Annotated in this window: 22 protein-coding genes and 2 pseudogenes; 17 read left to right on the top strand and 7 right to left on the bottom strand. The window is 72.4% G+C overall.

The annotated features are described in order from the left end of the window. Positions 1-72: 72 nt before the first annotated feature. The gene (locus ON36_RS17065) at positions 73-528 is read left to right on the top strand and encodes a hypothetical protein (protein WP_043654173.1); all 456 of its coding nucleotides are present in this window, start codon (positions 73-75) and stop codon (positions 526-528) included. Between the two features lie 57 nt (positions 529-585). Here the strand turns inward: ON36_RS17065 and ON36_RS17060 are convergent, their stop codons facing one another. The 4 genes from ON36_RS17060 to ON36_RS17045 all read right to left on the bottom strand — a co-directional run bounded on the left by ON36_RS17060 (position 586) and on the right by ON36_RS17045 (position 3,830). After that, positions 586-1,467 (bottom strand): amino acid ABC transporter permease, encoded by an 882-nt coding sequence (locus tag ON36_RS17060; RefSeq protein WP_043654166.1) that lies wholly within the window; start codon positions 1,465-1,467, stop codon positions 586-588. Then, the gene (locus ON36_RS17055; RefSeq protein ID WP_043654163.1) at positions 1,464-2,135 is read right to left on the bottom strand and encodes an amino acid ABC transporter permease; all 672 of its coding nucleotides are present in this window, start codon (positions 2,133-2,135) and stop codon (positions 1,464-1,466) included. Before ON36_RS17055 ends, ON36_RS17060 begins: the two co-directional genes overlap by 4 nt. A gap of 88 nt (positions 2,136-2,223) precedes the next feature. After that, positions 2,224-3,063, bottom strand: coding sequence for a glutamate ABC transporter substrate-binding protein (locus ON36_RS17050; RefSeq protein ID WP_043654156.1), 840 nt, complete (start codon positions 3,061-3,063; stop codon positions 2,224-2,226). 38 nt (positions 3,064-3,101) lie between these two features. Beyond that, complete coding sequence (locus tag ON36_RS17045) at positions 3,102-3,830, bottom strand: amino acid ABC transporter ATP-binding protein (protein WP_169334707.1); 729 nt, start codon at positions 3,828-3,830, stop codon at positions 3,102-3,104. A gap of 233 nt (positions 3,831-4,063) precedes the next feature. Here ON36_RS17045 and miaB point away from each other — a divergent pair, with 233 nt between their 5' ends. Both miaB and ON36_RS17035 read left to right on the top strand, forming a co-directional pair. Next, complete coding sequence (gene miaB, locus ON36_RS17040) at positions 4,064-5,611, top strand: tRNA (N6-isopentenyl adenosine(37)-C2)-methylthiotransferase MiaB (RefSeq protein WP_043654153.1); 1,548 nt, start codon at positions 4,064-4,066, stop codon at positions 5,609-5,611. Positions 5,612-5,727: 116 nt separating this feature from the next. Next, positions 5,728-6,312 (top strand): Rv2732c family membrane protein, encoded by a 585-nt coding sequence (locus ON36_RS17035; protein WP_043654217.1) that lies wholly within the window; start codon positions 5,728-5,730, stop codon positions 6,310-6,312. 63 nt (positions 6,313-6,375) lie between these two features. Here the strand turns inward: ON36_RS17035 and ON36_RS17030 are convergent, their stop codons facing one another. After that, on the bottom strand, positions 6,376-7,746 hold the full coding sequence (locus ON36_RS17030) for a DUF349 domain-containing protein (RefSeq protein ID WP_043654151.1): 1,371 nt from the start codon (positions 7,744-7,746) through the stop codon (positions 6,376-6,378). Between the two features lie 263 nt (positions 7,747-8,009). On the opposite strand from ON36_RS17030, the gene ON36_RS17025 reads away from it, so the two are divergent. The 7 genes from ON36_RS17025 (at position 8,010) to ON36_RS16995 (ending at position 14,896) form a co-directional block, all read left to right on the top strand. Further along, positions 8,010-8,780, top strand: coding sequence for a class III extradiol ring-cleavage dioxygenase family protein (locus ON36_RS17025; RefSeq protein WP_043654214.1), 771 nt, complete (start codon positions 8,010-8,012; stop codon positions 8,778-8,780). Further along, positions 8,777-9,706 carry a tRNA (adenosine(37)-N6)-dimethylallyltransferase MiaA gene (gene miaA, locus ON36_RS17020; protein WP_043654150.1) on the top strand — a complete coding sequence of 310 codons (930 nt, stop codon included), beginning with the start codon at positions 8,777-8,779 and terminating at the stop codon, positions 9,704-9,706. Before ON36_RS17025 ends, miaA begins: the two co-directional genes overlap by 4 nt. Next, on the top strand, positions 9,703-10,539 hold the full coding sequence (locus ON36_RS17015) for a TrmH family RNA methyltransferase (RefSeq protein WP_043654147.1): 837 nt from the start codon (positions 9,703-9,705) through the stop codon (positions 10,537-10,539). Before miaA ends, ON36_RS17015 begins: the two co-directional genes overlap by 4 nt. A gap of 46 nt (positions 10,540-10,585) precedes the next feature. Further along, a complete protein-coding gene (gene dapF / locus ON36_RS17010; protein ID WP_043654212.1) occupies positions 10,586-11,467 on the top strand; it encodes a diaminopimelate epimerase in 882 nt (293 codons plus the stop codon). Between the two features lie 188 nt (positions 11,468-11,655). Continuing rightward, entirely contained in the window at positions 11,656-13,086 is a 1,431-nt protein-coding gene (gene hflX / locus ON36_RS17005; RefSeq protein ID WP_052314075.1) for a GTPase HflX, read from the top strand. Between the two features lie 130 nt (positions 13,087-13,216). After that, complete coding sequence (locus ON36_RS17000; protein WP_245558113.1) at positions 13,217-14,071, top strand: lysophospholipid acyltransferase family protein; 855 nt, start codon at positions 13,217-13,219, stop codon at positions 14,069-14,071. Between the two features lie 78 nt (positions 14,072-14,149). Then, positions 14,150-14,896, top strand: a complete 747-nt coding sequence (locus ON36_RS16995) for a pirin family protein (protein ID WP_043654143.1) — start codon at positions 14,150-14,152, stop codon at positions 14,894-14,896. On the opposite strand, the gene lexA is transcribed toward ON36_RS16995, so the two are convergent. Beyond that, a complete protein-coding gene (gene lexA / locus ON36_RS16990; RefSeq protein WP_043654142.1) occupies positions 14,893-15,609 on the bottom strand; it encodes a transcriptional repressor LexA in 717 nt (238 codons plus the stop codon). The two genes, ON36_RS16995 and lexA, sit on opposite strands and share 4 nt — an antisense overlap. Before the next feature lie 222 nt (positions 15,610-15,831). On the opposite strand from lexA, the gene ON36_RS16985 reads away from it, so the two are divergent. From ON36_RS16985 to nrdR, 3 genes are all read left to right on the top strand, one after another. Beyond that, positions 15,832-16,311: a hypothetical protein gene (locus ON36_RS16985; RefSeq protein ID WP_043654141.1), complete on the top strand. Its 480-nt coding sequence runs from the start codon at positions 15,832-15,834 to the stop codon at positions 16,309-16,311. 99 nt (positions 16,312-16,410) lie between these two features. Continuing rightward, positions 16,411-17,634, top strand: coding sequence for a hypothetical protein (locus ON36_RS16980; protein ID WP_043654135.1), 1,224 nt, complete (start codon positions 16,411-16,413; stop codon positions 17,632-17,634). 16 nt (positions 17,635-17,650) lie between these two features. Then, positions 17,651-18,118 (top strand): transcriptional regulator NrdR, encoded by a 468-nt coding sequence (nrdR, locus tag ON36_RS16975; protein WP_043654134.1) that lies wholly within the window; start codon positions 17,651-17,653, stop codon positions 18,116-18,118. Positions 18,119-18,124: 6 nt separating this feature from the next. On the opposite strand, the pseudogene hrpA reads toward nrdR, so the two are convergent. Beyond that, a pseudogene (gene hrpA / locus ON36_RS16970) lies at positions 18,125-22,259 on the bottom strand (ATP-dependent RNA helicase HrpA). A 106-nt stretch (positions 22,260-22,365) separates the two neighbouring features. Here hrpA and ON36_RS16965 point away from each other — a divergent pair. The 4 genes and pseudogenes from ON36_RS16965 to ON36_RS16950 all read left to right on the top strand — a co-directional run. Continuing rightward, positions 22,366-23,007 carry a Pr6Pr family membrane protein gene (locus tag ON36_RS16965; protein ID WP_043654132.1) on the top strand — a complete coding sequence of 214 codons (642 nt, stop codon included), beginning with the start codon at positions 22,366-22,368 and terminating at the stop codon, positions 23,005-23,007. Positions 23,008-23,061: 54 nt separating this feature from the next. Then, the gene (locus ON36_RS16960) at positions 23,062-24,285 is read left to right on the top strand and encodes an aminotransferase family protein (protein WP_043654129.1); all 1,224 of its coding nucleotides are present in this window, start codon (positions 23,062-23,064) and stop codon (positions 24,283-24,285) included. Positions 24,286-24,442: 157 nt separating this feature from the next. Beyond that, positions 24,443-25,021: a DUF5134 domain-containing protein gene (locus ON36_RS16955; protein WP_043654126.1), complete on the top strand. Its 579-nt coding sequence runs from the start codon at positions 24,443-24,445 to the stop codon at positions 25,019-25,021. Between the two features lie 58 nt (positions 25,022-25,079). Beyond that, positions 25,080-25,433 (top strand): annotated as a pseudogene (locus ON36_RS16950) (hypothetical protein); the annotation flags it as partial.

Genomic DNA, 25,433 nt, shown 5'->3' with positions numbered 1-25,433 from the left:
AGCGGATGCTTCGCAAGGACGCACAGTGAAGCACTGCCGAACCGAGAGTTCGTCGAAGAAGTGGGAGAACGAATGGAAGACGATCGCGGCGTCTGGGAGTTCACGGTCGGGCTCGGGCGGCCCGATCTCGCCGGGCCCGATGCACCGGGAGATACGGGAATACACCCGGTAGCTCTCGCGCTGGAGGCCGGCGTGCATCGGATCGGTGGGACGAACCGCATCCCGTGCTATACGAGCTTCGGTCCGATTCCGGACATCGATGAGTTCGCGCAGCGTGCTTGGGGTGGCGCGTACGATCCGGCTCGGACGCCGATCGAGTGCAGGTTGAGCGTCTACGTCGACGACGCGTTGATCGATGAGCTGATCGAAGCCATCATCTCAGAACTCGACGTCGATCAGGACGGCTGGTCGAAGGTCGCCGGCCGGAAGGTTGTCATAGGGATGCGCGCGATCGATCTGGACGCTCCGTCGAACAGCGCATACCGGGGACTGGTCAGCCAGTATCAGAATCAGCTCGGCGGCCGGTGACCTGCGCGCGGTGGGGCGCCGCGGCGTCGTCGTGGCGCCCCACACGCAATAGAGGGGTCACTTGCCCATGTCGACGCCCGGCGCCGGGAGGACGGTGTCGGCGGCGACCACGGCCTTGCCCTTCTTGCGCGTGCGCAGGCGGCGCTCCACGCGGGTGGCCACCTGCGACAGCGTCATGTTCAGGGCGATCATGATGATCGCGACCACGATCAGGGCCGGGATGGTGTTGCGCTCGGCGGCGCCGAGTTGCAGGCCGTTGCGGACCAGTTCCTCGTAGGTGATGACGTAGCCGAGGGCGGAGTCCTTCAGGGCGACGACCATCTGGGAGATCAGGGCGGGCAGCATGGCGGTGACGGCCTGGGGCAGCAGGATCAGCCGCATCAGCTGGCCCTTGCGCAGGCCGAGGGCCACCGCGGCCTCGGTCTGGCCGCGCGGCAGGGAGCGGATGCCCGCGCGCACGATGTCGGCGATCACCGCGGAGTTGTAGATCGTCAGCGCGGTCACCACCGCGCCGAGGGCGAGGTAGTCGGACTGGAAGACGTCGTACTCGGCGTAGAGCGCGTACAGGAAGATCATCAGGACCAGCACCGGGATCGCCCGGGCGACCTCGACGAAGGCGCCCGCGATCCAGCGCACCGCGCGGTGGTCGGACAGCCGCAGGACGCCGAACAGCATGCCGAGGACCAGGGCGAACACGATCGACAGGACCGCGGCGGTGAGGGTTCCCTGCAGACCGGGCAGCAGGTAGGTCTTCCAGATGTCGGCCTCGAGGAACGGCTTCCACTTGTCGGCGTCGAACTGGCCCTGATCGGCGAGTCCGCGGTAGACGTAGGCGAGCGCGGCGACCACCGCGACCGCGACGATCACCGAGTAGATGACGTTGCGGACCTTGGCCTTCGGGCCCGGCGCGTCGTAGAGGACCGAGGCTTCGCGGGTCATCGGGCGACCTCCCAGCGCTTGGCGAGATATCCGAACAGCAGACCCGTCGGCAGGGTCAGGATGACGAAGCCGATCATGAAGATCGCGCCGACGGTGACGATCGCCGCCTCGGTCTCGATCATCTTCGACATCAGGAACGACGCCTCGGCGACACTGATGGCCGAGGCGACGGTGGTGTTCTTGGTCAGCGCGATCAGCACGCTGCCCAGCGGCGCGATCACCGCGCGGAACGCCTGCGGCAACACGATCAGCCGCAGGTTCTGGGTGAAGGTCAGGCCGAGGGAACGGCCCGCCTCGGACTGGCCCATGTGCACGGTGTTGATGCCCGCGCGCAGCGACTCGCACACGAACGCGCCGGTGTACACGCTCAGGCCGACGATCGCCCAGCGGAAGTTGATCTGCGCCAGCGAGGTGGCGCCCAGATCCAGCTTCAGCGAGGAGTACAGGCCGATCGAGCAGAACACCAGGATCAGGGTGAGCGGGGTGTTGCGGAAGATGTTGACGTAGGCGGTGCCGACCCAGCGCGCCACCGGCACGGGGGACACCCGCATCCCGGCGACGATCGTGCCGAGCACCAGGGCGCCGATCGCGGAGAACACGGTCAGCTTGATGGTCATCCAGAACGCGTCGATCAGCTGGTCCTGGTACTCCGAGATTATGTCGAACACGAGGGTTGGCCTCCGATCGGGACTCGAGGGCCGCTACCGCGGCCGGTGCCCGGCCCCGCCGCGCGGCGGGGCCGGGCACCGGGACGGATCAGTAGCGGTCGACCTGGGGCGCGGGCGGGGTCGGGTAGCTCGCGGCCTGGCCGACGTTGGACTGGAACGCCTTGTCCCAGCTGCCGTCGGCGATCATCGCCTCGATCGCGTCGTTGATCTTGGCGCGCAGCTCGGTGTCGCCCTTCTTCAGGCCGATGCCGTACTTCTCCACCGTGAACGGCTTGCCGACGACCTTGTACTTGCCCGGCGACTGCGAGGCGTAGCCGGCCAGGATGATGTCGTCGGTGGTGACCGCGTCGATGGAACCGCTGTTGAGACCGTCCAGGCACAGCGAGTACGTGTCGTAGGTCTGCAGCTGGGCCTGCGGGTAGTTCTTCTCGATGTTCTGGGCCGGGGTCGAGCCCTTCACCGAGCACACGGTCTTGCCCGCGATCGATTCCGGGCCGGTGATGGTGGTGTTGTCGGCCTTGACGAGGAAGGACTGCCCGGCCTGGTAGTAGGGGCCGGCGAAGTCGACCTTCTGCTTGCGCGCGTCGGTGATCGAGTAGGTCGCCACGATGAAGTCGACCTGGCGGTTGTCGATCAGCGTCTCGCGCTGGCCCGACGGCGACTCCTTGAACGTGATCTTGTCCGGCTGCACGCCGAGCTTGCCCGCGACGTACTTGGCGACGTCGACGTCGAACCCGCTGTAGGTGCCGTCGGCGTTGCGCAGGCCGAGGCCCGGCTGATCGAACTTGATGCCGATGGTCAGCTTGCCGTCCTGGGCGTTCTCCAGGGCGGTCTTGTCGCCGCCGCCGCCACAGGCCGCGGTCAGCGAAACCGCCAGCGCCAGCACCGCGGCGCCCGCACCGGTGCGGATGGAACGGGTGATCCTCATCGAGTGTCCTTCTCCCTCTAGTGGTGTCGTCGAGGCCGTCAGTGGCTCAGGATCTTGCCGAGGAAGTCCTTGGCGCGATCCGAGGCGGGTGCGGTGAAGAATGTCTCCGGGTCGGTGTCCTCCACGATCTGGCCGTCGGCCATGAACAGCACCCGGTCACCGGCGCGGCGGGCGAAGCCCATCTCGTGGGTGACCACCAGCATGGTCATACCCTCCTTCGCCAGGGAGACCATCACCTCGAGTACCTCGTTGACCATCTCCGGGTCCAGCGCCGAGGTCGGCTCGTCGAAGAGCATGACCTTCGGGTCCATGGCCAGGGCGCGGGCGATCGCCACGCGCTGCTGCTGACCGCCGGAGAGCTGGGCGGGATACTTGTCGGCCTGGTTGGCGATGCCGACGCGGTCGAGCAGGGCAAGCGCGTTCTTGCGCGCGGCGTCCTTGCCCACCTTGCGCACCTTCACCGGCGCGAGCATCACGTTCTCGAGAATCGTCTTGTGCGCGAAGAGATTGAACGACTGGAACACCATGCCCACGTCGGCGCGCAGGGCCGCCAGGGCCTTGCCCTCGGCGGGCAGCGGCACGCCGTCGATGGCGATGTCGCCGGAATCGATGGGTTCGAGCCGGTTGATGGTGCGACACAGTGTCGATTTACCCGATCCGGAGGGGCCGAGCACGATGACGACCTGGCCGCGAGGAACGTCGAGATGGATGTCACGCAGCACGTGGAGGTCGCCGAAATGCTTGTCCACGTTGCGTATCGAGATCATCGGCGGCGCGGCGGCGGCGTCGCCGGCGGCCCCGGTCTGCGCGGGTGCGTCGTCGGTCATGCTCTGAAACCTTAGGCCCAATCCGGGGTTTTGCCCTGATTTCGGCGACACACCGATGCGGCATGCCGAATCGTCACGTACCGGTTACCTGCTGGTATCGCCCGCGATGCCCGCGCGGCGGCCGAGCCGGATGCGGCGCAGACCACACCGGGGCACCCCCGTACCCTGGACAGGTGGATTCGAACGGACAGACCGTCACCGGCGCAGCGGAGACCGCCGGGGCCCGCAGCTACGAGGTCCGCACCTTCGGCTGCCAGATGAACGTACACGACTCCGAGCGCCTGTCCGGGCTGCTCGAGGACGCGGGGTACGTCAAGGCGGCGCCGGGGTCGCAGGCCGACCTGGTGGTGTTCAACACCTGCGCGGTCCGCGAGAACGCCGACAACAAGCTCTACGGCACGCTCGGCCACCTCGCGCCGGTGAAGGCCGAGCGTCCGGGCATGCAGATCGCCGTCGGCGGCTGCCTGGCGCAGAAGGACCGCGACACCGTCGTGCGCAAGGCGCCGTGGGTCGACGTGGTGTTCGGCACCCACAACATCGGCTCCCTTCCGGTGCTGCTCGAGCGTGCCCGCCACAACGAGGAGGCCCAGGTCGAGATCCTCGAGTCGCTCGAGGCCTTCCCCTCCACGCTGCCCGCCAAGCGCGAGTCGGCGTACGCGGGCTGGGTGTCGATCTCGGTGGGCTGCAACAACACCTGCACCTTCTGTATCGTGCCGTCGCTGCGCGGCAAGGAGGTCGACCGGCGGCCCGGCGACGTGCTCGCCGAGGTGCAGGCCCTGGTCGACCAGGGTGTGCTCGAGGTGACCCTGCTCGGGCAGAACGTCAACTCCTACGGCGTGAACTTCGTCGACCCCGAGCAGCCCCGCGACCGCGGCGCCTTCGCCCGGCTGCTGCGCGCCTGCGGGACGATCGAGGGGCTGGAGCGGGTCCGGTTCACCTCGCCGCACCCGGCCGAGTTCACCGACGACGTCATCGAGGCCATGGCGCAGACGCCCGCCATCTGCCCGCAGCTGCACATGCCGCTGCAGTCCGGCTCGGACCGGGTGCTCAAGGCCATGCGGCGCTCCTACCGCTCGGCGAAGTTCCTCGGGATCATCGAGAAGGTGCGCGCGGCCATGCCGCACGCGGCCATCACCACCGACATCATCGTCGGCTTCCCCGGCGAGACCGAGGAGGACTTCCAGGCCACCCTCGACGTGGTCCGGCAGGCGCGGTTCACCAGCGCCTTCACCTTCCAGTACTCCAAGCGGCCCGGCACCCCGGCCGCCGACCTGCCCGATCAGCTGCCCAAGCAGGTCGTCCAGGAGCGCTACGACCGGCTCATCGCCCTGCAGGAACAGATCTCCCTCGAGGAGAACCAGGCGCTGATCGGCACCCGGGTCGAGTTGCTGGTGGCCGAGGGCGCGGGCAAGAAGAACGCGGCGACCGCCCGCATGAGCGGCCGGGCCCGCGACGGCAGGCTGGTGCACTTCCGGCCCGCGCCGGAGGCGGGCATCCGCCCGGGCGACATCGTCACCGTCGACATCACCGAGGCCGCGCCGCACCACCTGATCGCCGACGGGCCGGTGCACACCCACCGCCGCACGCGCGCCGGGGACGCCCACGAGCGGGGCGTCACGCCCAAGACCGCGCCGATCGGGGTCGGGCTCGGGCTGCCGCGGATCGGCGCGCCCGCGGCCGAGCCGGTGGCCGCAGGCTGCTCGACGGGCTGCGGATCGTGAGCGACGGCGGCTCTACTACCGGCCGTAGTGGGTCGGATGACGAGCCCGGCCGCACGGATGGCACAGTGGGTGGCGGACGAGACGGCGACCGACCGGACGACGGGAGCGACGACGCGGTGAACACGGGTAGCAGTAACGACGAGCGGACCTTCGCGGAGTACCGCAGCGAACTCGACGCCGTGGAGAAGCGCATCGCCGGGGAGATCGATCCCGGCGCCCGCGCCATGGTGGTGGCGGGCGCGGTGTTCGCGCTGCTGGTCTCCCTGGTGCTGCCGCACGCGGGCGCCGCGCGCGGCTTCGACGTGCTGCTCGACACCCAGGTCGCCCAGGACGAGCACATCGGCCTGCCCTCGCGGCTGTTCGTGTGGTTCGTGGTGATCTTCGGGATCGGGTTCTCGCTGCTGGCGCTGATGACCCGGCGCTGGACGCTGGCCTGGATCGCCTGCGCGGGCTCCGCCGTCGGCAGCGTCTTCGGCGTGCTCTCGATCTGGCACCGCCAGACCCCCGGTCTCGGCAACTACGTCGGCGCGGGGCCGGGCATCGGGCTGATCCTCGGCACCGTGGCGATCATCGTGCTGACCTTCCACTGGGTCCGGGTCGTGTGGAGCCGCACGGCGCTTCAGCTGGCCGCCGAGGAACAGCGGCGCATCGCGGCGGCCGAGGCCGAGGAGCGCGACCGCCGCCGGCTCGGCGGCGAATAACACCGCACGACGACGGAACCCCTGCGACTCGGCGAGTCGCAGGGGTTCGCTCGTTCGGGGCTCTCAGCGGTTGCTGACCGCGCCTTCGGCGGCCTCGGCCCACTCGCGCCACTGCTTGGCCTGCTCGAGCGCCTTCTCCGCGTCGCGGGTCTTGCCCGCGGCGGTGGCCTTGGCGGCCTGCTCCTCGAACTGGGCCACCCGTTCGCGGAACTGCGCGGCCCGGGCTACGGCCTCCGGATCGGTGCGCCGCCACTGCGCGTCGGCGGCGTCGCGCACCCGCTTCTCGATCGCGCGCAGCTTGCCCTCGAGCTCCTGCATGCGCTCGCGCGGCACCTTGCCGATGGCGTCCCAGCGGTCCTGCAGCTCGCGCAGCGCGGCCCGGGCGTGCTCGAGGCCGTTGGCCGGATCGAGGCCCTCGTACTCGCGCAGCAGCTCGAGCTTGGCGGTGGCGTTGTGCTCGAATTCCGCGTCGCGTTCGGACACTGCCGCGTTGCGGGCGGCGAAGAACACGTCCTGGGCGCTCTTGAACCGGCGCCAGAGCGCCTCGTCGGCCTCGCGGGGGGCGCGGCCCGCGGCCTTCCACTCGGTCAGCAGGTCACGGAACACCGCCGCGGTCCCCGACCAGTCGGTGGAGCCGGACAACTCCTCGGCGCGGACGCACAGCTCTTCCTTGCGGCCCTTGGCGGCGGCGCGCTCGCGATCGAGTTCGGCGAAGTGCGCGCCGCGGCGGCGGTTGAACGCCTCGCGGGCCTTGGAGTAGCGCTTCCACAGCGCGTCGTCGACCTTGCGATCGACGCCACGGATGGTCTTCCACTCGTCGAGGATCTCGCGCAGCCGGTCGCCGGCGGCCTTCCACTGGGTGGACTCGGCCGCGATCTTCTCCGCCTCGGCGGCCAGGGCCTCCTTGCGCTCGGTGTGCTCGTGGCGGGCGCGCTCCTTCTCCTCCTTGGCGTGCGCGGCGGCTTCCTCGGAGTGCTCGGCGATCGCCCGCAGCCGGGCGGCCAGGCCGTCGATGTCGCCGATGACGGCCGCGGTCGGCAGCGTCTCTGCCAGCGCGACGGCGGCGGCCTTGGTCTTGCGGGCGTCGGCGCCCGCGGCCAGCCGCGCCTCGAGCAGGGCCACCTCGGTGGCCAGGTCGTCGAACCGGCGGCCGAAGTGGGCCAGCCCCTCGGCGGCGTCACCGGCCTGCCACGAGCCGATCTGGCGTTCGCCCTCGGCGGTGCGGACCCAGGCGGTGCCGTCCTCGTCGACGCGGCCCCACTCGCTCGGGTCGGTGACCGTCGGCACGACCACCGGGTGCGGGTGGGCCTGGTCGGGACCGGGCGCCGGTTTCACGGCGTGCGGTTTCGGTGCCGTGCCGCCGGGCTTCGGGGCGCCGGACGGTCGCGGGGTGGCGCCGGGGATTGCCTTCGCGGTGCCGTTGCTGTCGGTCATTGCTCTCCGTCCCTGCCGCGCGTCACGGCTGCCTGGTTACGCCCTAGCACCTCCCATTGAACCCGGTTCCGTTCGCGGAAACCATCGATCCGGGGGAACGGACGGCGGATTTCCTGGGATTTCGTCCCGGGCGACGTGGGTAGTCGCATGGGAAAACACTAGCAATGCCGACCCCGTCCGCGGCGGTGGACACTCGCGGAGACCCCGTCTGCCGTGCGGTGCCGGATGCGGGTCCCGGCGGCGTGGGCGGCTACGGTTACGTCGTGTTCTGTGTAGCGGCCCTGGTCCCGTCGCCGCCGATGCTGGTGCCCGCCCTGTGTGGGCACGCCGCGGCCCCCGATACCGCCTCCGGCGAGGAACCCGCCGTGCTGCGCGCGGCCGTGCTCGCCGCGGGCGCGGAGCTGGCCACCGCCGCCGCGGACTGGACGGTGATCGGTGCCGACACCCGCGCCGCGGACTACGGCCCGGAGACCGTCGGGACCTTCGCCGGATTCGGTGCCGACCTGCGGGTGACGCTGTCGGAGGGCGTGTCGCCCGCCGCCGCAGCAGACGCCCGGCTTCCGCTGGCGGTGCTGGTCGCGGGGTGGTTGCGGGAGCAGGTCGCGCCCGCCGCGCGGGTGCGCGCGCACGTGCTCGCCCACGACACCGAGCCCGAGCGCGCCGTCGCCGCCGGGCGAGCGCTGCGCGAGCGCCTCGACGCGGCGCCCGGACCGCGGGCCGTGCTCGTGGTCGCCGACGGCGCCGCGACCCTGACCCTGGCCGCGCCCGGCTATCTCGACGAGCGCGCGGTGGCGTTCCAGGCCGACCTCGACACGGCCCTGCGCGCCGGCGACCGGTCCGCGCTGTCGGCGCTGGATCCCGACCTGTGCACCGACCTGTGGGCGCCGGCCCGCCCCGCCCACCAGGCACTGGCCGGCCTGTTCGCCGCCGACCCCGCCGACCCCGCGGTGCGCACCCTCTACCAGGACGCGCCGTACGGCGTGGGGTACGACGTCAGTGTCTGGCGGCCCGCCACCGCGGCGGTGTCCGGATGAGCGGACCGCGACCGGTCGCCGTGGTCGGCCCGACCGCGACCGGCAAGACCGATCTCGCCCTCGACCTCGCCGAACACCTCGACGGGGAGATCGTCAACATCGACGCCATGCAGCTGTATCGCGGCATGGACATCGGGACCGCGAAACTGCCCGTCGACCAGCGCCGCGGCGTGCCGCACCACCTGTTCGACGTCCTCGACGTCACCGAGACCGCCACGGTCGCCGCCTACCAGGACGCCGCGGTGCGGGTCGTGGAGGACATCCTGTCGCGGGGCCGCACGCCGGTCGTGGTCGGCGGTTCGATGATGTATGTCCAGGCGCTGCTGGACGACTGGGCGTTCCCGGCCACGGACCAGGCCGTACGGGCGCGCTGGGAGCGGCTGCTCGAGACCGAGGGCGTGGCGGCCGTGCACGCCGCGTTGCGCGCCGCCGATCCGGTCGCCGCCGACACCATCCTGCCCACCGACGGCAGGCGCATGGTGCGCGCGCTCGAGGTCGTCGAACTCACCGGCAGGCCGTTCGCCGCGTCCGCGCCGACCATCGGCGCCCCCCGCTGGGAGACCGTCGTGCTCGGCGTCGACCGCGAGACCGCCGCCCTGGACGCCCGCATCGAGCAGCGCACCGCGGCCATGTTCGACCACGGACTCGTCGCCGAGGTGGAATCCTTGGCGGACAACGGTTTACGCGAGGGGCAGACCGCCCGCCGCGCCATCGGCTACGCCCAGGTCCTGGCCTACCTCGACGGCGAATACGACCTCGCCCACGCCCGCGAGCGCACCCTGATCGGCACCCGCCGGTACGTGCGCAGGCAGCGGTCGTGGTTCCGCCGCGACCCCCGGGTGATCTGGGTCGACGGCGCCGATCCCGCGCTGGCGCGCACCGCGCTGGCCCGGCTCGCCGACACGACAGGACGGAGCGCGCAGTGACCCGACGGGTGAGTACCCGCAATGCCTCGGTGCAGGTCTGGCAGGCCTACCTCAACAACCGCACCAAGCGTCACCGTGACAGCCGCTTCCTGATCCAGGGCGTGCGTCCCATCACCCAGGCGCTGGCCGCGGGCTGGCCGCTCGAGACCCTCATCTACCGGCTCGGGGCGCCCGAACTGTCGTCCTGGGCGCGCGAGGTGCTCGAGACCAGCGACGTCCCCCAGGTCGGGCTGGTGCCCGACATCATGGCCGAGCTGGGCGAGAAGGTCGGCGGCGCACCGGAACTCGTCGCGGTCGCGGTGACCCGTGAACTCGACCTGGCCGAGTACGCGCCCGGCGAGCCGGGGGAGGACGCGCCGGTGATCGTCGTGTTCGACCGGCCCAACTCCCCGGGCAACCTCGGCACCCTGATCCGCTCGGCCGACGCCTTCGGCGCCTCGGCGGTGATCGTCACCGGTCACGGCGCCGACCAGTACGACCCGCAGGCCGTGCGCGCCTCGACCGGGTCGCTGTTCTCGATGCCGGTGCTGCGCGCTTCGGGCACCGCGCAGGTGCGCGAGTTCCGGGACCGCCAGATCGCGCGCGGGATCCCCACCCGCATCGTCGGCACCGACGAGCACGCGCCGCATCCGATCTACGACACCGACCTGACCGAGTCGGTGATCCTCGTGGTCGGCAACGAGACCAGCGGCATGAGCGCGGCCTGGCTCGAGGCCTGCGACACCACTGTCACCATCCCGATGGGCGGCACCGCGAGCTCGCTGGGCGCGCCCTCGGCCGGGGCGGTCGCCCTCTACGAGATCTCCCGGCAGCGGCGCACCTTCGCCCGGTAGCGGGCGGTCCGGCGGCACGGGGGACAATGGTGGCGTGGCAGACGATATCCGGTTCAGCAAGGGCCACGGCACCCAGAACGACTTCGTGGTGCTGCCCGACCCGCAGGTCGCGCTCGACCTGACCGTCGAGCGCGTCAGCGCGCTGTGCGACCGCCGCCGCGGCCTCGGCGCCGACGGCGTGCTGCGCGTGGCGACCGCGGGCGCCTTGCGCGAGGCAGGCGTCCTCGACGCGCTGCCCGACGGTGTCGGCGCCGAGGACTGGTTCATGGACTACCGCAACGCCGACGGCTCGATCGCCGAGATGTGCGGCAACGGCGTGCGGGTCTTCGCCCACTACCTCAACGCCTCCGGCCTCGAGCGGCGCACCGAGTACGTCGTCGGCAGCCGCGCGGGCGCCCGCCCGGTCGTCGTGCACGAGGCCGGGCCCGTGCACGGCGAGGTGACCGTGGACATGGGCGTGGTGCGCGAGCTGGGCCCGTCGACCGCGACCGTGGCGGGCACGGCCTTCGCCGGCATCGGCATCGACGTCGGCAACCCGCACCTGGCCTGCGCGGACCCGGCCCTGACCGCGGCGTCGCTGGCCCAGCTCGACCTCTCGGCGGCGCCCGGTTTCGATCCCGACCTGTTCCCGCACGGGGTCAACGTCGAGATCCTCACCGCGCTCGACGCCGACGGCGGCGTCGACATGCGCGTCTACGAGCGCGGCGTCGGCGAGACGCGCTCCTGCGGCACCGGCACGGTGGCCGCCGCGGCCGCCGCCCTGACGGCCGCGGGGCTGCGGCCGGGCGCCGACACCGGCGAGGTCACCGTGCGGGTGCCCGGCGGCGCCGTGCGGGTCGGCATCGCGGCGGGACGGGCCTGGCTGCGCGGGCCCTCGGAGCTGCTGGCGACCGGCACCCTGGCCGCGTCCTGGTGGCTCGGCCGGTAACGGTGGGAAAAACCCGAATGCGGGAACCCGCCTCGGCGTGGCAGCATGGATGATGTATGACGAAATCAGACATCCACGCTGAGACCAGCGAAGACACCGTCCCCGCCGCCGCCACCGCCGCGCCGGGGACCGACGGCACCGCCGACCGCGACGCCGTCGACGAGGCACTCGCCCGCCACGCCGAACGGATGAAGCGGCCGGGCTGGGCGCCGGAGAACCCCGCACCGACCGTCGGCGAGATGCAGCTGTCCGAGCGCAGCTCGCTGCGCCGCGTCGCGGGTCTGTCCACCGAACTCACCGACATCACCGAGGTCGAATACCGGCAGCTGCGCCTCGAGCGCGTCGTGCTGGTCGGCGTGTGGACCACCGGCTCGGCCGCCCAGGCCGACGCCAGCATGGTCGAACTCGCCGCCCTCGCCGAGACCGCGGGCTCGGAGGTCCTCGAGGGGCTCATTCAGCGCCGCGACCGGCCCGACCCGGCGACCTACATCGGCTCCGGCAAGGCCGAGGAGCTGCGCGAAGTGGTCCTCGAGACCGGCGCCGACACCGTCATCTGCGACGGTGAGCTGACCCCGGCCCAGCTGACCGCGCTGGAGAAGGTCGTCAAGGTCAAGGTCATCGACCGCACCGCGCTGATCCTCGACATCTTCGCCCAGCACGCCACCTCGCGCGAGGGCAAGGCCCAGGTCGCGCTCGCCCAGATGGAGTACATGCTGCCGCGGCTGCGCGGCTGGGGTGAGTCCATGTCCCGGCAGGCCGGTGGCCGGGCGGGCAGCAACGGCGGCGTCGGCCTGCGTGGTCCCGGTGAGACCAAGATCGAGACCGACCGCCGCCGCATCCGCGAGCGCATGGCCAAACTGCGCCGCGAGATCCGGGAGATGAAGACCGCCCGCGACACCATGCGCGCCAAGCGCACCACCAGCGGAATCCCCGCGGTGGCCATCGTGGGCTACACCAACGCGGGCAAGTCGAGCCTGATGAACGCGCTCACCGGCTCGGGGGTGCTCGTGCAGGACGCGCTGTTCGCCACCCTGGACCCGACCACCCGCCGCGCCGCCCTCGACGACGGCCGCGAGATGGTCTTCACCGACACCGTCGGGTTCGTGCGGCACCTGCCGACCCAGCTGGTCGAGGCGTTCCGGTCCACGCTGGAGGAGGTCACCGGCGCCGACCTGCTGCTGCACGTCGTCGACGGCTCCGACGCGCTGCCGCTGGAGCAGATCAAGGCGGTGCGCGAGGTGATCACCGACGTGATCAAGGAGCAGGGCACCGCCGCCCCGCCGGAGTTGCTGGTGGTGAACAAGATCGACGCGGTCGATCCGGTGGAGCTCACCCGGCTGCGTGGCCTTTTGCCCGACGCGGCGTTCGTCTCGGCCCACGCGGGCACCGGCATCGAGGACCTGCGCGAGCGGCTCTCGGAGGTGCTCGGCGGACTCGACGTCGACGTGACGGTCCTGCTGCCCTACAGCCGGGGTGACCTGGTGGCACGCATCCACGCCGACGGCCGCATCATCTCCTCCGACCACGAGGAGGGCGGCACCCGGATCAGGGCCAGGGTCCCGCAGGCGCTCGCCGCGGCGCTCTCGGAGTTCGCGCACGCGGGAGCCGCTCAGGAATAGGGCCGGACCAGGGGATTTGCGCACCCGTTGCTGTCAACGTCGATGCGACACAGGTGCTTTTCGCACGCTATGGTGCAACGGCGACAGCAGGAGGGTAGGAATGTCGAACGAAACAAGGGGTGGATCGGTCGTGTCCGGGGCCGGAAGCGACGCGGTACTCAGCGACAACGCGCCGATCACGGTGTCACCGAGCCGGTGGGAGCTGCTGGCGCTGGAGGCGGTGCTGGCGCCGCTGCGCGCCTGGACCAGCCCGAAGTTCTTCAACCTGGACAACATCCCCGCCGAGGGGCCGGTACTGCTGGTCGGTAACCACAACCTCATGGGCGGCATCGACGCGCCGCTGCTGATGCCGGCGATCCTGGCCGAACGGGGCCGGGTGGTGCGCGGGCTGGCCGAGCACGTGCTCATGGTGCCGGGCGTGCGCGACATCCTGCACCGCTTCGGCGCGGTGCGCGGGACCCGGGGCAACTGTCTCGCGCTGCTCGAGCGCGGCGAGGCGGTCGTGGTGTTCCCGGGCGGCGGTCGCGAGGCCATCCGGCGCAAGGGCGAGAAGTACGTGCTCAAGTGGGAGGGCCGGACCGGCTTCGCCCGCATGGCGATCCAGGCGGGCGCGCCGATCGTGCCCATCGCCATGATCGGCATCGACGACGCGTACGACATCGTCGCCGACGGGCAGTCCACGCTGCTGTCCCCGGTACGCGGCCTGGTGCGGGCCCTCGGCATCAACCCCGAGCTGACCCCGCCGCTGCTGCGCGGGGTCGGCCCGACGCCGGTGCCGCGCCCCGAGCGCTTCTACTTCTCGGCGGGCACGCCGATCGATCCCGCGCCGTGGCGCGACGCGCAGGACCTCGACGCCGCGGCCGAGGCGCTGCGCGACGTGGTGCGCAAGGGGCTGGAGGAGGAGCTGCGCTTCCTGTTCGACCAGCGCGAGCGCGACACGGGCCGCACCCTGAGCGGCCGGCTGCGCGGCCTGCTGCCGTTCTGAGGTCCCGCCGCGCCGGGAATGCCGTCCCCGGCGCGGGCGTTCCTCTCCCCGCGGGGGCCGGAACGAAAGGCGCGGCACATGACGACGGCGGAGCAGGTGCGGGTGATCCCGGCCGGGCAGCGGTGGCACTGGCGCAACGAGTGGCTCGAGTCGCGCCAGTCCTTCCCCGCCACCGGTGACTTCGTGCTCGCCGAGCACGCGCACGGCATGCTGCTCATCCACAACGAGGACACCGTCGCCCCGGGCGAGGGCTTCGACACCCACCAGCACCGCGACATGGAGATCCTCACCTGGGTGCTGGAAGGCACGGTGGTGCACCAGGATTCGGCCGGGCACTCCGGGCTGATCCACCCCGGCCTCGCCCAGAGCATGAGCGCGGGCCGCGGCATCCGGCACTCCGAGCGCAACGGGGCGGGCTACACCGAACGCGAACGGCTGCACGTGGTGCAGATGTGGGTGCCGCCCGACGTCGCCGGCGTCGAGCCGAGCTACCAGGAGGCCGACGTCACCGAGGCGCTGCGCGGCGGCGAGCTGGTCACCGTGGCCTCGGGGATGCCGGGCCGCCGGTCCGAAGCCGCCATCGGGCTGGGCAACTCGCACGTGAGCTTCCACGTCGCCCGGCTCGCGGCCGGCGCGGAGATCGAGGTCCCCGACGCCCCGTACGGTCACTTCTTCGTGGCGCGCGGCGCCGTGGACTTCGAGGGCGCGGGCGCGCTGGGTCAGGGCGATGTGGTCAGGCTGACCTCGGCCGGTGGCAGGCGGGTACGCGCGAGCGAACCGGCCGAGGTACTGCTGTGGGAGATGGACGCCGCGGTCGGCGCCTAGACCTTGCGGATGACGGTGACGACCTTGCCGAGCACCTGGGCGTCGTTGCCGGGGATCGGGTCGAAATGCGGGTTGTGCGGCATCAGCCAGACGTCCTTGCCGGTGCGCTTGAACGTCTTGACCGTGGCCTCGCCGTCGATCATGGCGGCCACGATGTCGCCGTTGTCGGCCACGTTCTGCTGGCGGACCACGACCCAGTCGCCGTCGCAGATGGCCGCGTCGACCATCGACTGCCCGACGACCTTGAGCAGGAACAGCGATCCCTCGCCGACGAGTTCGCGCGGCAGCGGGAACACGTCCTCGACGGCCTGTTCGGCCAGGATCGGCCCGCCGGCCGCGATCCGGCCGAGCACGGGCACGAAGGTCGGTGTGGGACGGCCGGAGTCGTCGTCGGCGACCGGCGCGGCGGGCAGCGTGGTGACCGAGCGCACCGCCTCGTCGAGGCCGCGCACGTTGACCGCGCGGGGGCGGTTGGGGTCGCGGCGCAGGTAGCCCTTGCGTTCCAGGGCGCGCAGCTGGTGGGCGACCGAGGACGTGGAGGTGAGGCCGACGGCGTCGCCGATCTCGCGGATGCTGGGCGGGTAGCCGCGCTCGTCGACCGAGGAGCGGATGACCTCGAGGACCTTGCGCTGACGCACGGTGAGATCCGCGCCGGTCCCCGATGCGACGGTACCCACTGCGCCCTCGTCACCCGTGTCGTCTGTGTGGGTCACCGTATCCGCCCCTTCCTGGCTGTTCCGTGACTGTGCTGCTGTTCGAACGGTGCGTCGCCGCACCTGTTCGAATCTAGTCGCGCCACACCCAAGTATCAAACATTTGTTCGAGCATGTCGGGCGTTTCGTGGTGACACGGCCCCGGCCGCGTGGTAGAAATTCGAACATCAGTTCGTCGCACAGATGTTCGAATACCGCGCCCATCCTCCCGGAGGTTGTTCGATGAGCACAGCGATCCGCGCCCTCGCCTTCGATTCCGACATCGCCCGCACGCCCGCGCCCCTGCCGGTGCGCCGGCTCGTGCTGGTGCCCGGCCCGCCCGTGCGCCGCGAGGACGCCGAGCTCGAACTCGCCTTCGCCACGGTGCCGCGGCACCGGGAGCCCGAGCGGGTGGAGGCCGGGCACCTGCCCGGCGTGCGCTCCGCCCGCCGCGAGGACGCGCTGGCGCTGTACCGGCGCGGCCCGGCGCCCGCGGGGCCGGTACGCGGCGCGCATCCGGCGCGTCGGGTCGAGCGGGCGAAGATCGGCCTGGCCGGACTGGCGCTCGCCGCCCTGCTCACCGCGCTGGCGGTGGTCTTACTCGGGTCGCTCGCGCTGGCGCGCGGCGGCGGCATCGCCGACGACCCCGGGGTCGCCGTCACCGACTCGGCGGGTTACGCGCCTGCCGTGCCGGGCTTTTCGCCCGCGGGCCCCGCGCGCTGATCGCCGCGAATCCGCCCGCGAAACTGGAACACGTTGCTATTCTGACCGCCATCCGCGCCGGGGCAAGGGGGCTCCGGCGCCCGCCGGGACGGGGTGACGATGCGACGTGGCGCGATGGGCGTGCTGTCGGTACTGCTGCTGACGGTGCTGTCCGCACCCGCGGCGCACGCCGAACCGGGCTACGCGCCCTATCTGGACCTGCCCGCGGTCAACGCCGAGGGTGAACGGGGCGGCGGCCTGAATCCCGCCCTGCCGCTGGACGTCCCGCGGCTGCGCGACGCGCTCGACGAGGCCCGCGCCGACGGCATCGCCCCGCGCCGCTACGCCACCCTCCTGCACCAGTTCTGGCTGGTGACCGCGACCGAGGCCGCGGGCATCGACCTGGCGGGCTGGGCGCCCGAGCGGGGCGTGGCCGCCAACTCCGCGACCTTCTCCCAGGTCTACGTCAACTACTTCCGGATCGCCCACAGTAGGCCCGACCTGTACTGGGCGGGCCTGGCCGGCGTGGCCGGCGGGTCCTTCGCCTCCGGCTTCTTCGACATCGGCGACGTCTCCGGCGTCGTCGGGGTGCCCGGCATCCACCAGCTCGGGACGGCGGTGGCCGACCTGCTGCGGTCCACCCCGCCGGAACTGGTGGCCGCGCTGCCGGAGGACATCGCCACCCTGGCCGCCGAGGGGCCGCGGCTCACACCGGAGGACCTGGCCTGGTACCAGACCCGCCTGATGATCATGCAGAAGCACATCTTCCTCGACCTGGTGCCCCAGCACGAGGCCTATCTGGCAGGGGGACTCGGCGCGATCGCGGAGCTGGCCGAGGCCGGGGTGATCGACGCGAACGCCCGCGCCGCCTGGGCGGGCATCGACAGCGGCACCGTGGCCGGGCGCACCGACGCGCTGATCCGGATGACCGACCGCGAGCAGAACCGCATCGTCGCCGACCAGTGGGACGCCACCGCCGCGGGCCGGGGCCGCATGGGCCGCGTCCTGAGCTACGTCAGCACGGTGGCGGGCAAACCCGCGGTCCCCGGGGTCCGCGCGCCGGGGGTCTACGCGCCCGCGACGGTCACCGCCGATGTCGACGGCGTGCCGACCACGCTGACCGTGCCGCTGCCCGCGTTCAACTGGGCCGATCGCGACAGCCGCTGGGACTACATCACCGGCGACCTGGTGCCGAGTCACCTGGCGTTCGTGGCCGACCCGGCCGCGGCGGCCGCGAGCTATGCCGAGCCGTTCGCCGACAAGCTCGCCCGTGGCCGGATCCTGGTGCGCCTGCCCGAACTGCTGGCCGACCTGACCACGCAGTGGCGGCTGGACCGGTCCTGACCGGTATCCTTGGACGATGCACTGCCCGTACTGCCGACACCCCGACTCCCGAGTGGTCGACTCGCGTGAGGTCGAGGAGGGGACGGCGATCCGCCGACGGCGCTCCTGCCCGTCGTGCGGCCGCCGGTTCACCACGGTGGAGACCGCCATCCTGTCGGTGGTCAAGCGCAGCGGGGTCACCGAACCGTTCAGCCGCGAGAAGGTCATCCGCGGGGTGCGCCGCGCGTGCCAGGGCCGCGAGGTCGACGACGACGCGCTGAACCTGCTCGCCCAGCAGGTCGAGGACGCGGTGCGCGCCAAGGGTTCCCCCGAGGTGCCGAGCCACGAGGTCGGCCTGGCCATCCTGGGGCCACTGCGCGATCTCGACGAGGTGGCCTATCTGCGCTTCGCCTCGGTGTACCGGTCCTTCACCAGCGCCGACGATTTCGAGCGCGAGATCGGGCAGATGCGCGCCGCCCGCGCGGCCGCGGCCCGCCCGAGCTGAGCCCGGTCAGCGCCGGATCGCGGCGATGGCCTTCTCGATCCGCTTGCGCGAGACCGGGTACGGCGTGCCGAGCTTCTGGGCGAACAGGCTCACCCGCAGTTCCTCGATCATCCACCAGATCTCGGTGACGTCGGGGGCCGTGCGGCGCCCCTCGGGCAGCGACTTCAGCAGCCGGTCGTAGGCGGCCAGCGCCGCGTCGATCTCGGCCATGCCCTGCCGGTCGCGGACCGCCGAGCCCGGCAGCGCGGACAGGCGCTGGGTGACCGCGTCGAGGTAGCGGGGTAGTTCGCGCAGCCGCCGTCCGCCCCATTCGGCGACGAAGCCGGGGAACAGCAGCTCGTCGAGCTGGGCGCCCGCGTCTTCGGCGATGTCGCGCTCGCGGGTCTCGGCCAGGGCGGCGCGGGCGCCGCGCGCGGCGTGCAGCACCGGGACGGTCAGCCGCACGAGATCGGCGACCGCGCCCGCCAGCCGTGGCCGGACCCGCGCGACGAGCGCGTCGAACTCCTCGGGGCTGCGGACCGGGCCGCCCGCCTCGGCGATGAGCGCGTCGGCGGCCGCGACCCGGCAGTCCTCGATCAGCGCCTCCAGCGAGCCGTCCGGGTTCTCGGCTCAGGGCGAGCCGGTCGCCCGCGGACAGTCCCGCCGTGGCGGTCCGGACGTTGCCCGGCACGGCGGCGAGCACCAGCGCCCGCACGCCGGCGCGCATGGCGGCGGCCTGCTCGGCGGGGGTGGCCAGCACCCGCACCGCGACCCCCTCGCGCTCGGGGACCAGCGCGGGGTACCCGGTGACGGTCTGCCCGGCGACCTCCCGGCGCACGGTCGGGGCGAGCGTGCCCAGCGACTCGGAGGTCCACACCGTGGCGGGCGCGCGCTCGGCGCCCGCGGTGACGCGCTGCACCGAGGCCGAGACCTCCTCGGCCAGTAGGGTTTTCAGCTCGGCGAGCGACTTGGAGCGGGCCAGCACCGCGCCGTCGCGGTCCACGGCCGCGAAGGTCATGCGCAGGTGCGGCGGCAGGGCGGCGGTCCGCAGATCCTCGGCGGTCACGGTGACCCGGCCCAGCCGCGACAGCTCCCGCGCCAGCCCGAGGCGCAACGGCTCGGCGCGCGGGGTGAGCGCGGCCAGGGCGGCCGCCGCGAAATCGGGGGCGGGCACGACCGCCCGGCGCTGGGTCTTGGGCAGCGTCTTGATGTAGGCGGCGGCCAGTTCCTCGCGCATGCCGGGCACCAGCCAGTCGAACCCGACCGGGCGCACGTGGGCGAGCTGTTCGACCGGGATGCGGGCGGTGACGCCGTCGTCGTCCTGTCCGGGCTCGAACTGGTAGGTCAGCGGGATCGACAGCTCGCCCTGGCGCCACGCGTCGGGGAAGTCGGTCGGGTCGAGGCCGGTCGCGCCGGTGTTGACCACGGTGTCGGTGGTGAAGTCGAGCAGGTGCGGGTCGTCGCGCTCGGCCTTGCGCCACCAGGTGTCGAAGTGGCGGACCGAGACGATGTCGGCCGGGATCCGGCGGTCGTAGAAGTCGAAGAGGACCTCGTCGTCGACGAGGATGTCGCGGCGGCGCGCCCGGTGCTCGAGATCGGCGACGTCCTCGAGCAGGGCCCGGTTGCGGGCGAAGAAGCCGTGCCGGGTCTGCCATTCGCCCCCGACCAGCGCGTGCCGCAGGAACAGCTCGCGGGACAGCTCGGGATCGATGCGCCCGAAGTCGACGGGCCGCCCGGTCACCAGCGGCACACCGTAGAGCGTGACCCGCTCGTAGGCCCGCGCGGCGCCGCGCCGCGCCGACCAGTGCGGTTCGGAGTAGGTGCGTTTGACCAGATCGCCGGCGAGCCGCTCGGCCCATTCCGGCTCGACCCTGGCCGCCATCCGGCCCCACAGCCGCGAGGTCTCCACCAGTTCGGCGGCCATCACCCAGCGCGGCGGCTTCTTGGCCAGCGACGAGCCGGGGAAGATCATGAACTTCGCGTTGCGCGCCCCGAGGAACTCGCGCGATTCCGCCTCACGGACGCCGATGTGGGACAGCATGCCCGCCAGCAGGGACTGGTGGATCGAGGTCACGGGCCACGGCATCGCGGTGTCGTCGGGGGTCGTCGAGGCGGCGCGCCGATCGGATCGGGTGGCGGCCGCGGCGGCGTCGGGAGTCCTGCCGCGCCCGCGCCTGCCACGGCCGCCGCCGGGTGCCTGCGCCCGCTGCGGTGTCCCGGCCGCCCGGCGGTCGTCGGCCTCGCGCGGTCCTTCTGCGCGTCGCCCGCTCGTGTCGGTGGACCAGCCGAGCCCGCGGGTGATGGTGCGCAGCTGGCCGTGCAGGTCCTGCCATTCGCGGATCCGCAGGTAGTGCAGGAACTCCTCGCGGCACAGCCGCCGGAACTGGTTGGAGGACAGGGACTTGCGCTGCTCGGTCAGGTAGTCCCAGAGCTTCAGGAAGGCCAGGAAGTCCGAGCCGTCGACGGTGAAGCGGGCGTGCGCGGTGTCGGCGGCCTGCTGATGCTCCACCGGGCGCTCGCGCACGTCCTGGATGGACAGCGCCGCCACGATGATCAGCACCTCGGCCAGGCACCCGTTGCGGTGGGCCTCGACCAGCATGCGCGCCATCCGCGGGTCGACCGGCAGCTGGGCCATCTCCCGGCCGACCGGCGTCAGCGACAGCTTCTGGCGCGGCCGGTCCGCCTCGGGCGCGGCGGTCCTCGCGGACGCCCGCGCCAGCGCGCCCAGTTCCTCGAGCAGCGCGATGCCGTCGCGGATGGCCCGCGCGTCGGGGGCCTCCACGAACGGGAAGCTCTCGATGTCGCCGAGGCCGAGCGCGGTCATCTGCAGGATGACCGCGGCCAGGTTGGTGCGCAGGATCTCCGGTTCGGTGAAGGCGGGCCGCGCCTCGAAGTCGTCCTCGGAGTACAGGCGGATGCAGATGCCGTCGGCGACGCGGCCGCACCGGCCCGCGCGCTGGCGCGCCGAGGCCTGCGACACCGGCTCGATCGGCAGGCGCTGCACCTTGGTCCGCATCGAGTACCGGGAGATGCGCGCGGTGCCGGGGTCGACGACGTAGCGGATGCCCGGCACGGTCAGCGAGGTCTCGGCGACGTTGGTGGCCAGCACCACCCGGCGCCCGGTGTGCGGCGCGAACACCTTGTGCTGTTCGGCCGCCGAGAGCCGCGCGTAGAGCGGGACGATCTCGGTGCGGGGCAGTTTCAGCTCGCGCAGGGTGTCGGCGGTGTCGCGGATCTCGCGTTCGCCGGACAGGAACACCAGCACGTCGCCGTCGCCCTCGGTGAACAGCTCGGTGACCGCGTCGGCGATGGCGTCGGTGGGATCGCGGTCGAGGACCCGGGTCTCGCCCTCGTCCTCGTCGTCGTCGATCTCGAGGGCCAGCGGCCGGTAGCGCAGCTCCACCGGATACGAGCGACCCGACACCTCGACGATGGGGGCGGGTTCGCCCGCGGCGTCGGCGAAGTGCCGGGCGAACAGCTCCGGGTCGATGGTGGCCGAGGTGATGACGACCTTCAGGTCAGGGCGCTGGGGCAGCAGCTGCTTGAGGTAGCCCAGCAGGAAGTCGATGTTGAGGCTGCGCTCGTGCGCCTCGTCGATGATGATCGTGTCGTAGCGGCGCAGCAGGCGGTCGCGCTGGATCTCGGCCAGCAGGATGCCGTCGGTCATGAGTTTGACCAGCGTCGCGTCCGAGGCGTGGTCGGTGAAGCGGACCGTGTAGCCCACCGCGTCGCCGAGTTCGGTACCCAGTTCCTCGGCGATGCGCTCGGCGACCGTGCGCGCCGCCAGCCGTCGGGGCTGGGTGTGCCCGATCGTGCCGCGGATGCCGCGCCCCATCTCCAGGCAGATCTTCGGGATCTGGGTCGTCTTGCCCGAACCGGTCTCACCGGCCACGATGACCACCTGGTTGGCGGCGATGGCCGCGGCGATGTCCTCGCGGCGGGCGGTGACCGGCAGCTGCTCGGGATAGGTGATCGCGGGCACCGCGGCGCGCCGGGCGGCCGTCCTGGCCTCCGCGCCGGCGATCTCGGTTTCGGCGGCGGCGAGGTCCTCCGGGGTGCGGGCGCGGTCGAGGGTACGGCGGAGCCGGTGCTCGTCGCGGAGGGACACCTCGCCGAGGCGGGCGCGCAGCGCGCGGATACCGGTGCTTACAGTGCTGGTCATCGCCCGTCCAGCGTAGTGGAGGCCGCCAGCGGTTTTTCCGCGCGCGCCCGGTCGCGGTGCGGCCTGTTGCCACCGTCACGCCGGTCGCGCGTGCGATGATCCGCCGATGACGGCGGTATCGGCGACACCCTGGGTGGTGCGGGGCCTGCGGATCGCGTTCGGCGTGCTCGGGGTGGTGACGCTGCTGTGGATCCCGCTGCGCAGCCACGACGCGGCCGCGTTCTCGGTGGTGAACTACTTCAGCTACTTCACCATCCAGTCCAACGTGATCGGCGTGGCGGTGCTGCTGGTCGGCGGCCTGGCCGATCCGCGCTCGCCGCGCTGGCAGGTGGTGCGCGGCGCGGCGGCGCTGTACCTGCTCATCACCATGGTCGTCTACGCGGTCCTGCTGGCCGACATCGACGTCATGCTCACCGACAGGTGGATCAACGACGTGCTGCACCGCTGGCTGCCCCTGGTGCTGGTCGCGGACTGGCTGCTGATCGCGGGCGCGCGTCGGCTGCGCCCCTCGGCGGCGCTGGTGGGGCAGTGGCTGGCCTATCCGGCGCTCTACGGCGCCTACACGCTGATCCGCGGTCCCGTCGCCGACTGGTATCCCTACCCCTTCATCGATCCCCGCGAGCAGGGCTATCCGTCGATGACGATCGGGCTGGTCGTGCTCACGGGCGTGTTCGCGGTGCTGGCGGTAGCGGTGGCGTCGCTGGGGGACCTGCCCGGCCGGTGGCGCGAGCGTGGGTCCGCTCGCTGAGACCTCGGCGCGGTCGCGCGGCGGGCGGGCGCGAATTGGGGTAGATGTGGACTCATGAGTGCTCTGTGGCATGGATTCGCCGACATGGGTGCCGTCCAGCGTGACGGCGCGTTCGTGATCGACCGCGGCGAGGGCGCCTACGTCTTCGACGCCGAGGGCAGGCGCTATCTCGACGCCACCGCGGGCCTGTGGTTCACCAACGTCGGCCACGGCCGCGCCGAGATCGCCGACGCGGTCGCCGCGCAGTTGCGCCGCATCGCGCACTACTCCAATTTCGGCGACCTGGCCGAACCGGCGACCGTCGAACTCGCGGAGCGGCTCTCGGCCATCGCGCCGGTGCCCGGCTCGAAGATCTTCTTCACCTCCGGCGGCTCGGACTCGATCGACACCGCCGCCAAGCTGGCCCGCCGGTACTGGCACGAACTCGGCCGCCCGGACAAGAAGATCCTCGTCGGCCGGTCCAAGGCCTACCACGGCATGCACTACGCGGGCACCGGCCTGGCCGGGATCCCGGTGAACCGGGAGGGCTACGGCGAGCTGGTCGCCGACACCCGCACCGTCGCCTGGGACGACGCCAAGGCGCTGCTCGCCCTGATCGAGGAGATCGGCGCCGAACGCATCGCGGCCTTCTTCTGCGAGCCGATCATCGGCGCGGGCGGGGTGTACCCGCCGCCGGAGGGCTACCTGGCCGAGGTGCGCCGGATCTGCCGCGACCACGACATCCTGTTCGTCGCCGACGAGGTGGTCACCGGGTTCGGCCGCATCGGCGGCGACTGGTTCGCCTCGACCAGGTTCGGGCTCGAGCCGGACCTGATGACCACCGCCAAGGGCCTGACCTCGGGATACGTCCCGATGGGTGCCGTCTTCGCCGCCCCGCACCTGGCCGAGCCGTTCTTCGCGGGCGGCGTGTGGTTCCGGCACGGCTACACCTACGGCGGGCACGCCGGTGCGGCGGCGGCCGCGCTGGCCAACCTGGACATCGTGGAACGCGAGGGTCTGCTGGCCGAGGCGGCGCGCCTGGAACGCACCCTGCACACGGAATTCGCCGCGCTGGCCGGGCATCCGCGGGTCGCCGAGATCCGCAGCGGGCTCGGCGCGGTCGCCGCGGTGCAGCTCGCCGACCCCGCCGAGGGCCCGGTGATGGTGAAAGCCCTGCGCGCCGCGGGGGTCTCCGGCCGGGCCGCGGGCCAGGGGGCGCTGCAGGTCTCGCCGTCGTTCGTCATGAGCGACGCCCAGGTGCGCGACCTGGTCGCCGGCTTCGCGGCCGCGCTGGGCTGACCCGGATCCCCACCGCCACAAGGCCCGTCCGCGCCCGGGCGGGCGCACGGCGCCGGGTGGACCATGTGGTCGGTACCCGGGCAAAACGGCTTCGCGTCCCGGCGCGGCCTGCCACCATGGATGCTCTTCCGTCGCGTCGAGGCGAAGGTGGTGGGGTGTGGCCGGATACCTGGAGCATCACGACGTCCTGCGCTGGTTCGTGCTGGCGGCCTTCGTCCTCGCCGCGGGCGTCACGACGGCGCGGCTGGCCCGGCCCGCGCGCGACGGCGACGCCACCGCCGACGCCGCGCATCTGCTGATGTGCCCGGTGATGGTGGTCATGCTGGTGTTCCCCGCGGGCGCCGATCCCCTGGCGATGCGGGGCGTCCTGACCGCCGCCGCGGTGGTGTTCGCCGCGCTGGCCGCCGAACGGATCCTGCGGTGGCGCACCGGCACCGGGCGCCGCGAGGACGCGGCGGCGCTGGGCTATCACACCGTCGCCGCGGGGGCGATGCTGTATGCCATGTCCGGGCACGGCGGCGCCGGGCACACCGGCCCGCCCGCCGAGATCGCCGTCGCCCTGGCGGCCCTGTTCGCCGCCGACGCGGCGCTGGCCCTGCTGCCGGTCCGTCCCGGGCGCCGCGCCCACCTGTTCGCGCACGCCCCCGGCGCGCACCTGCTGACCTCGGCGTCGGTGCCGCACGTGGTCATGGATCTGGGTACCGCGTTCATGTTGCTGGCGGTGGCGGCGCGGTGAAAACCGATCCGGATGCACCGCGGCAGCGAATCGTGGTTGTGCGGAGAGGAATTCGAGGATGAACGACGAACGGGGGTACGCAGGCCCTGCGGCGCCGCCGGATTGCGGCGCCGAGAGCTCCCACGAGGTGAGTCCGGCCGAGTACGAGGCCTTCCGCGCGCTGTACCGGCGCACCGCGCCCGCCGCCTTCGGGCTCGCGCTGCGCGTGCTGCACCGGCGCGGGCTCGCCGAAGAGGTTGTGCGCGAGGGGTATCGGCGCCTGCGCGAGACCGCGGGCTATCCGGCGATCTTCCTGGACGGCGTGCCCGACGGCGCCGCGCCGCCCGCCGCCGGCACCGTGCCCGTCCACGGCGAGGTGATCGCCGCGGGTGTCGCGGCGCGCGGCGGGATCGGCAGCGACACAGCACTTCCC

This window comes from Nocardia thailandica NBRC 100428, from assembly GCF_000308795.1.
Lineage (GTDB): Bacteria > Actinomycetota > Actinomycetes > Mycobacteriales > Mycobacteriaceae > Nocardia > Nocardia thailandica.
This window is presented reverse-complemented; position numbering and strand designations above follow the sequence as displayed.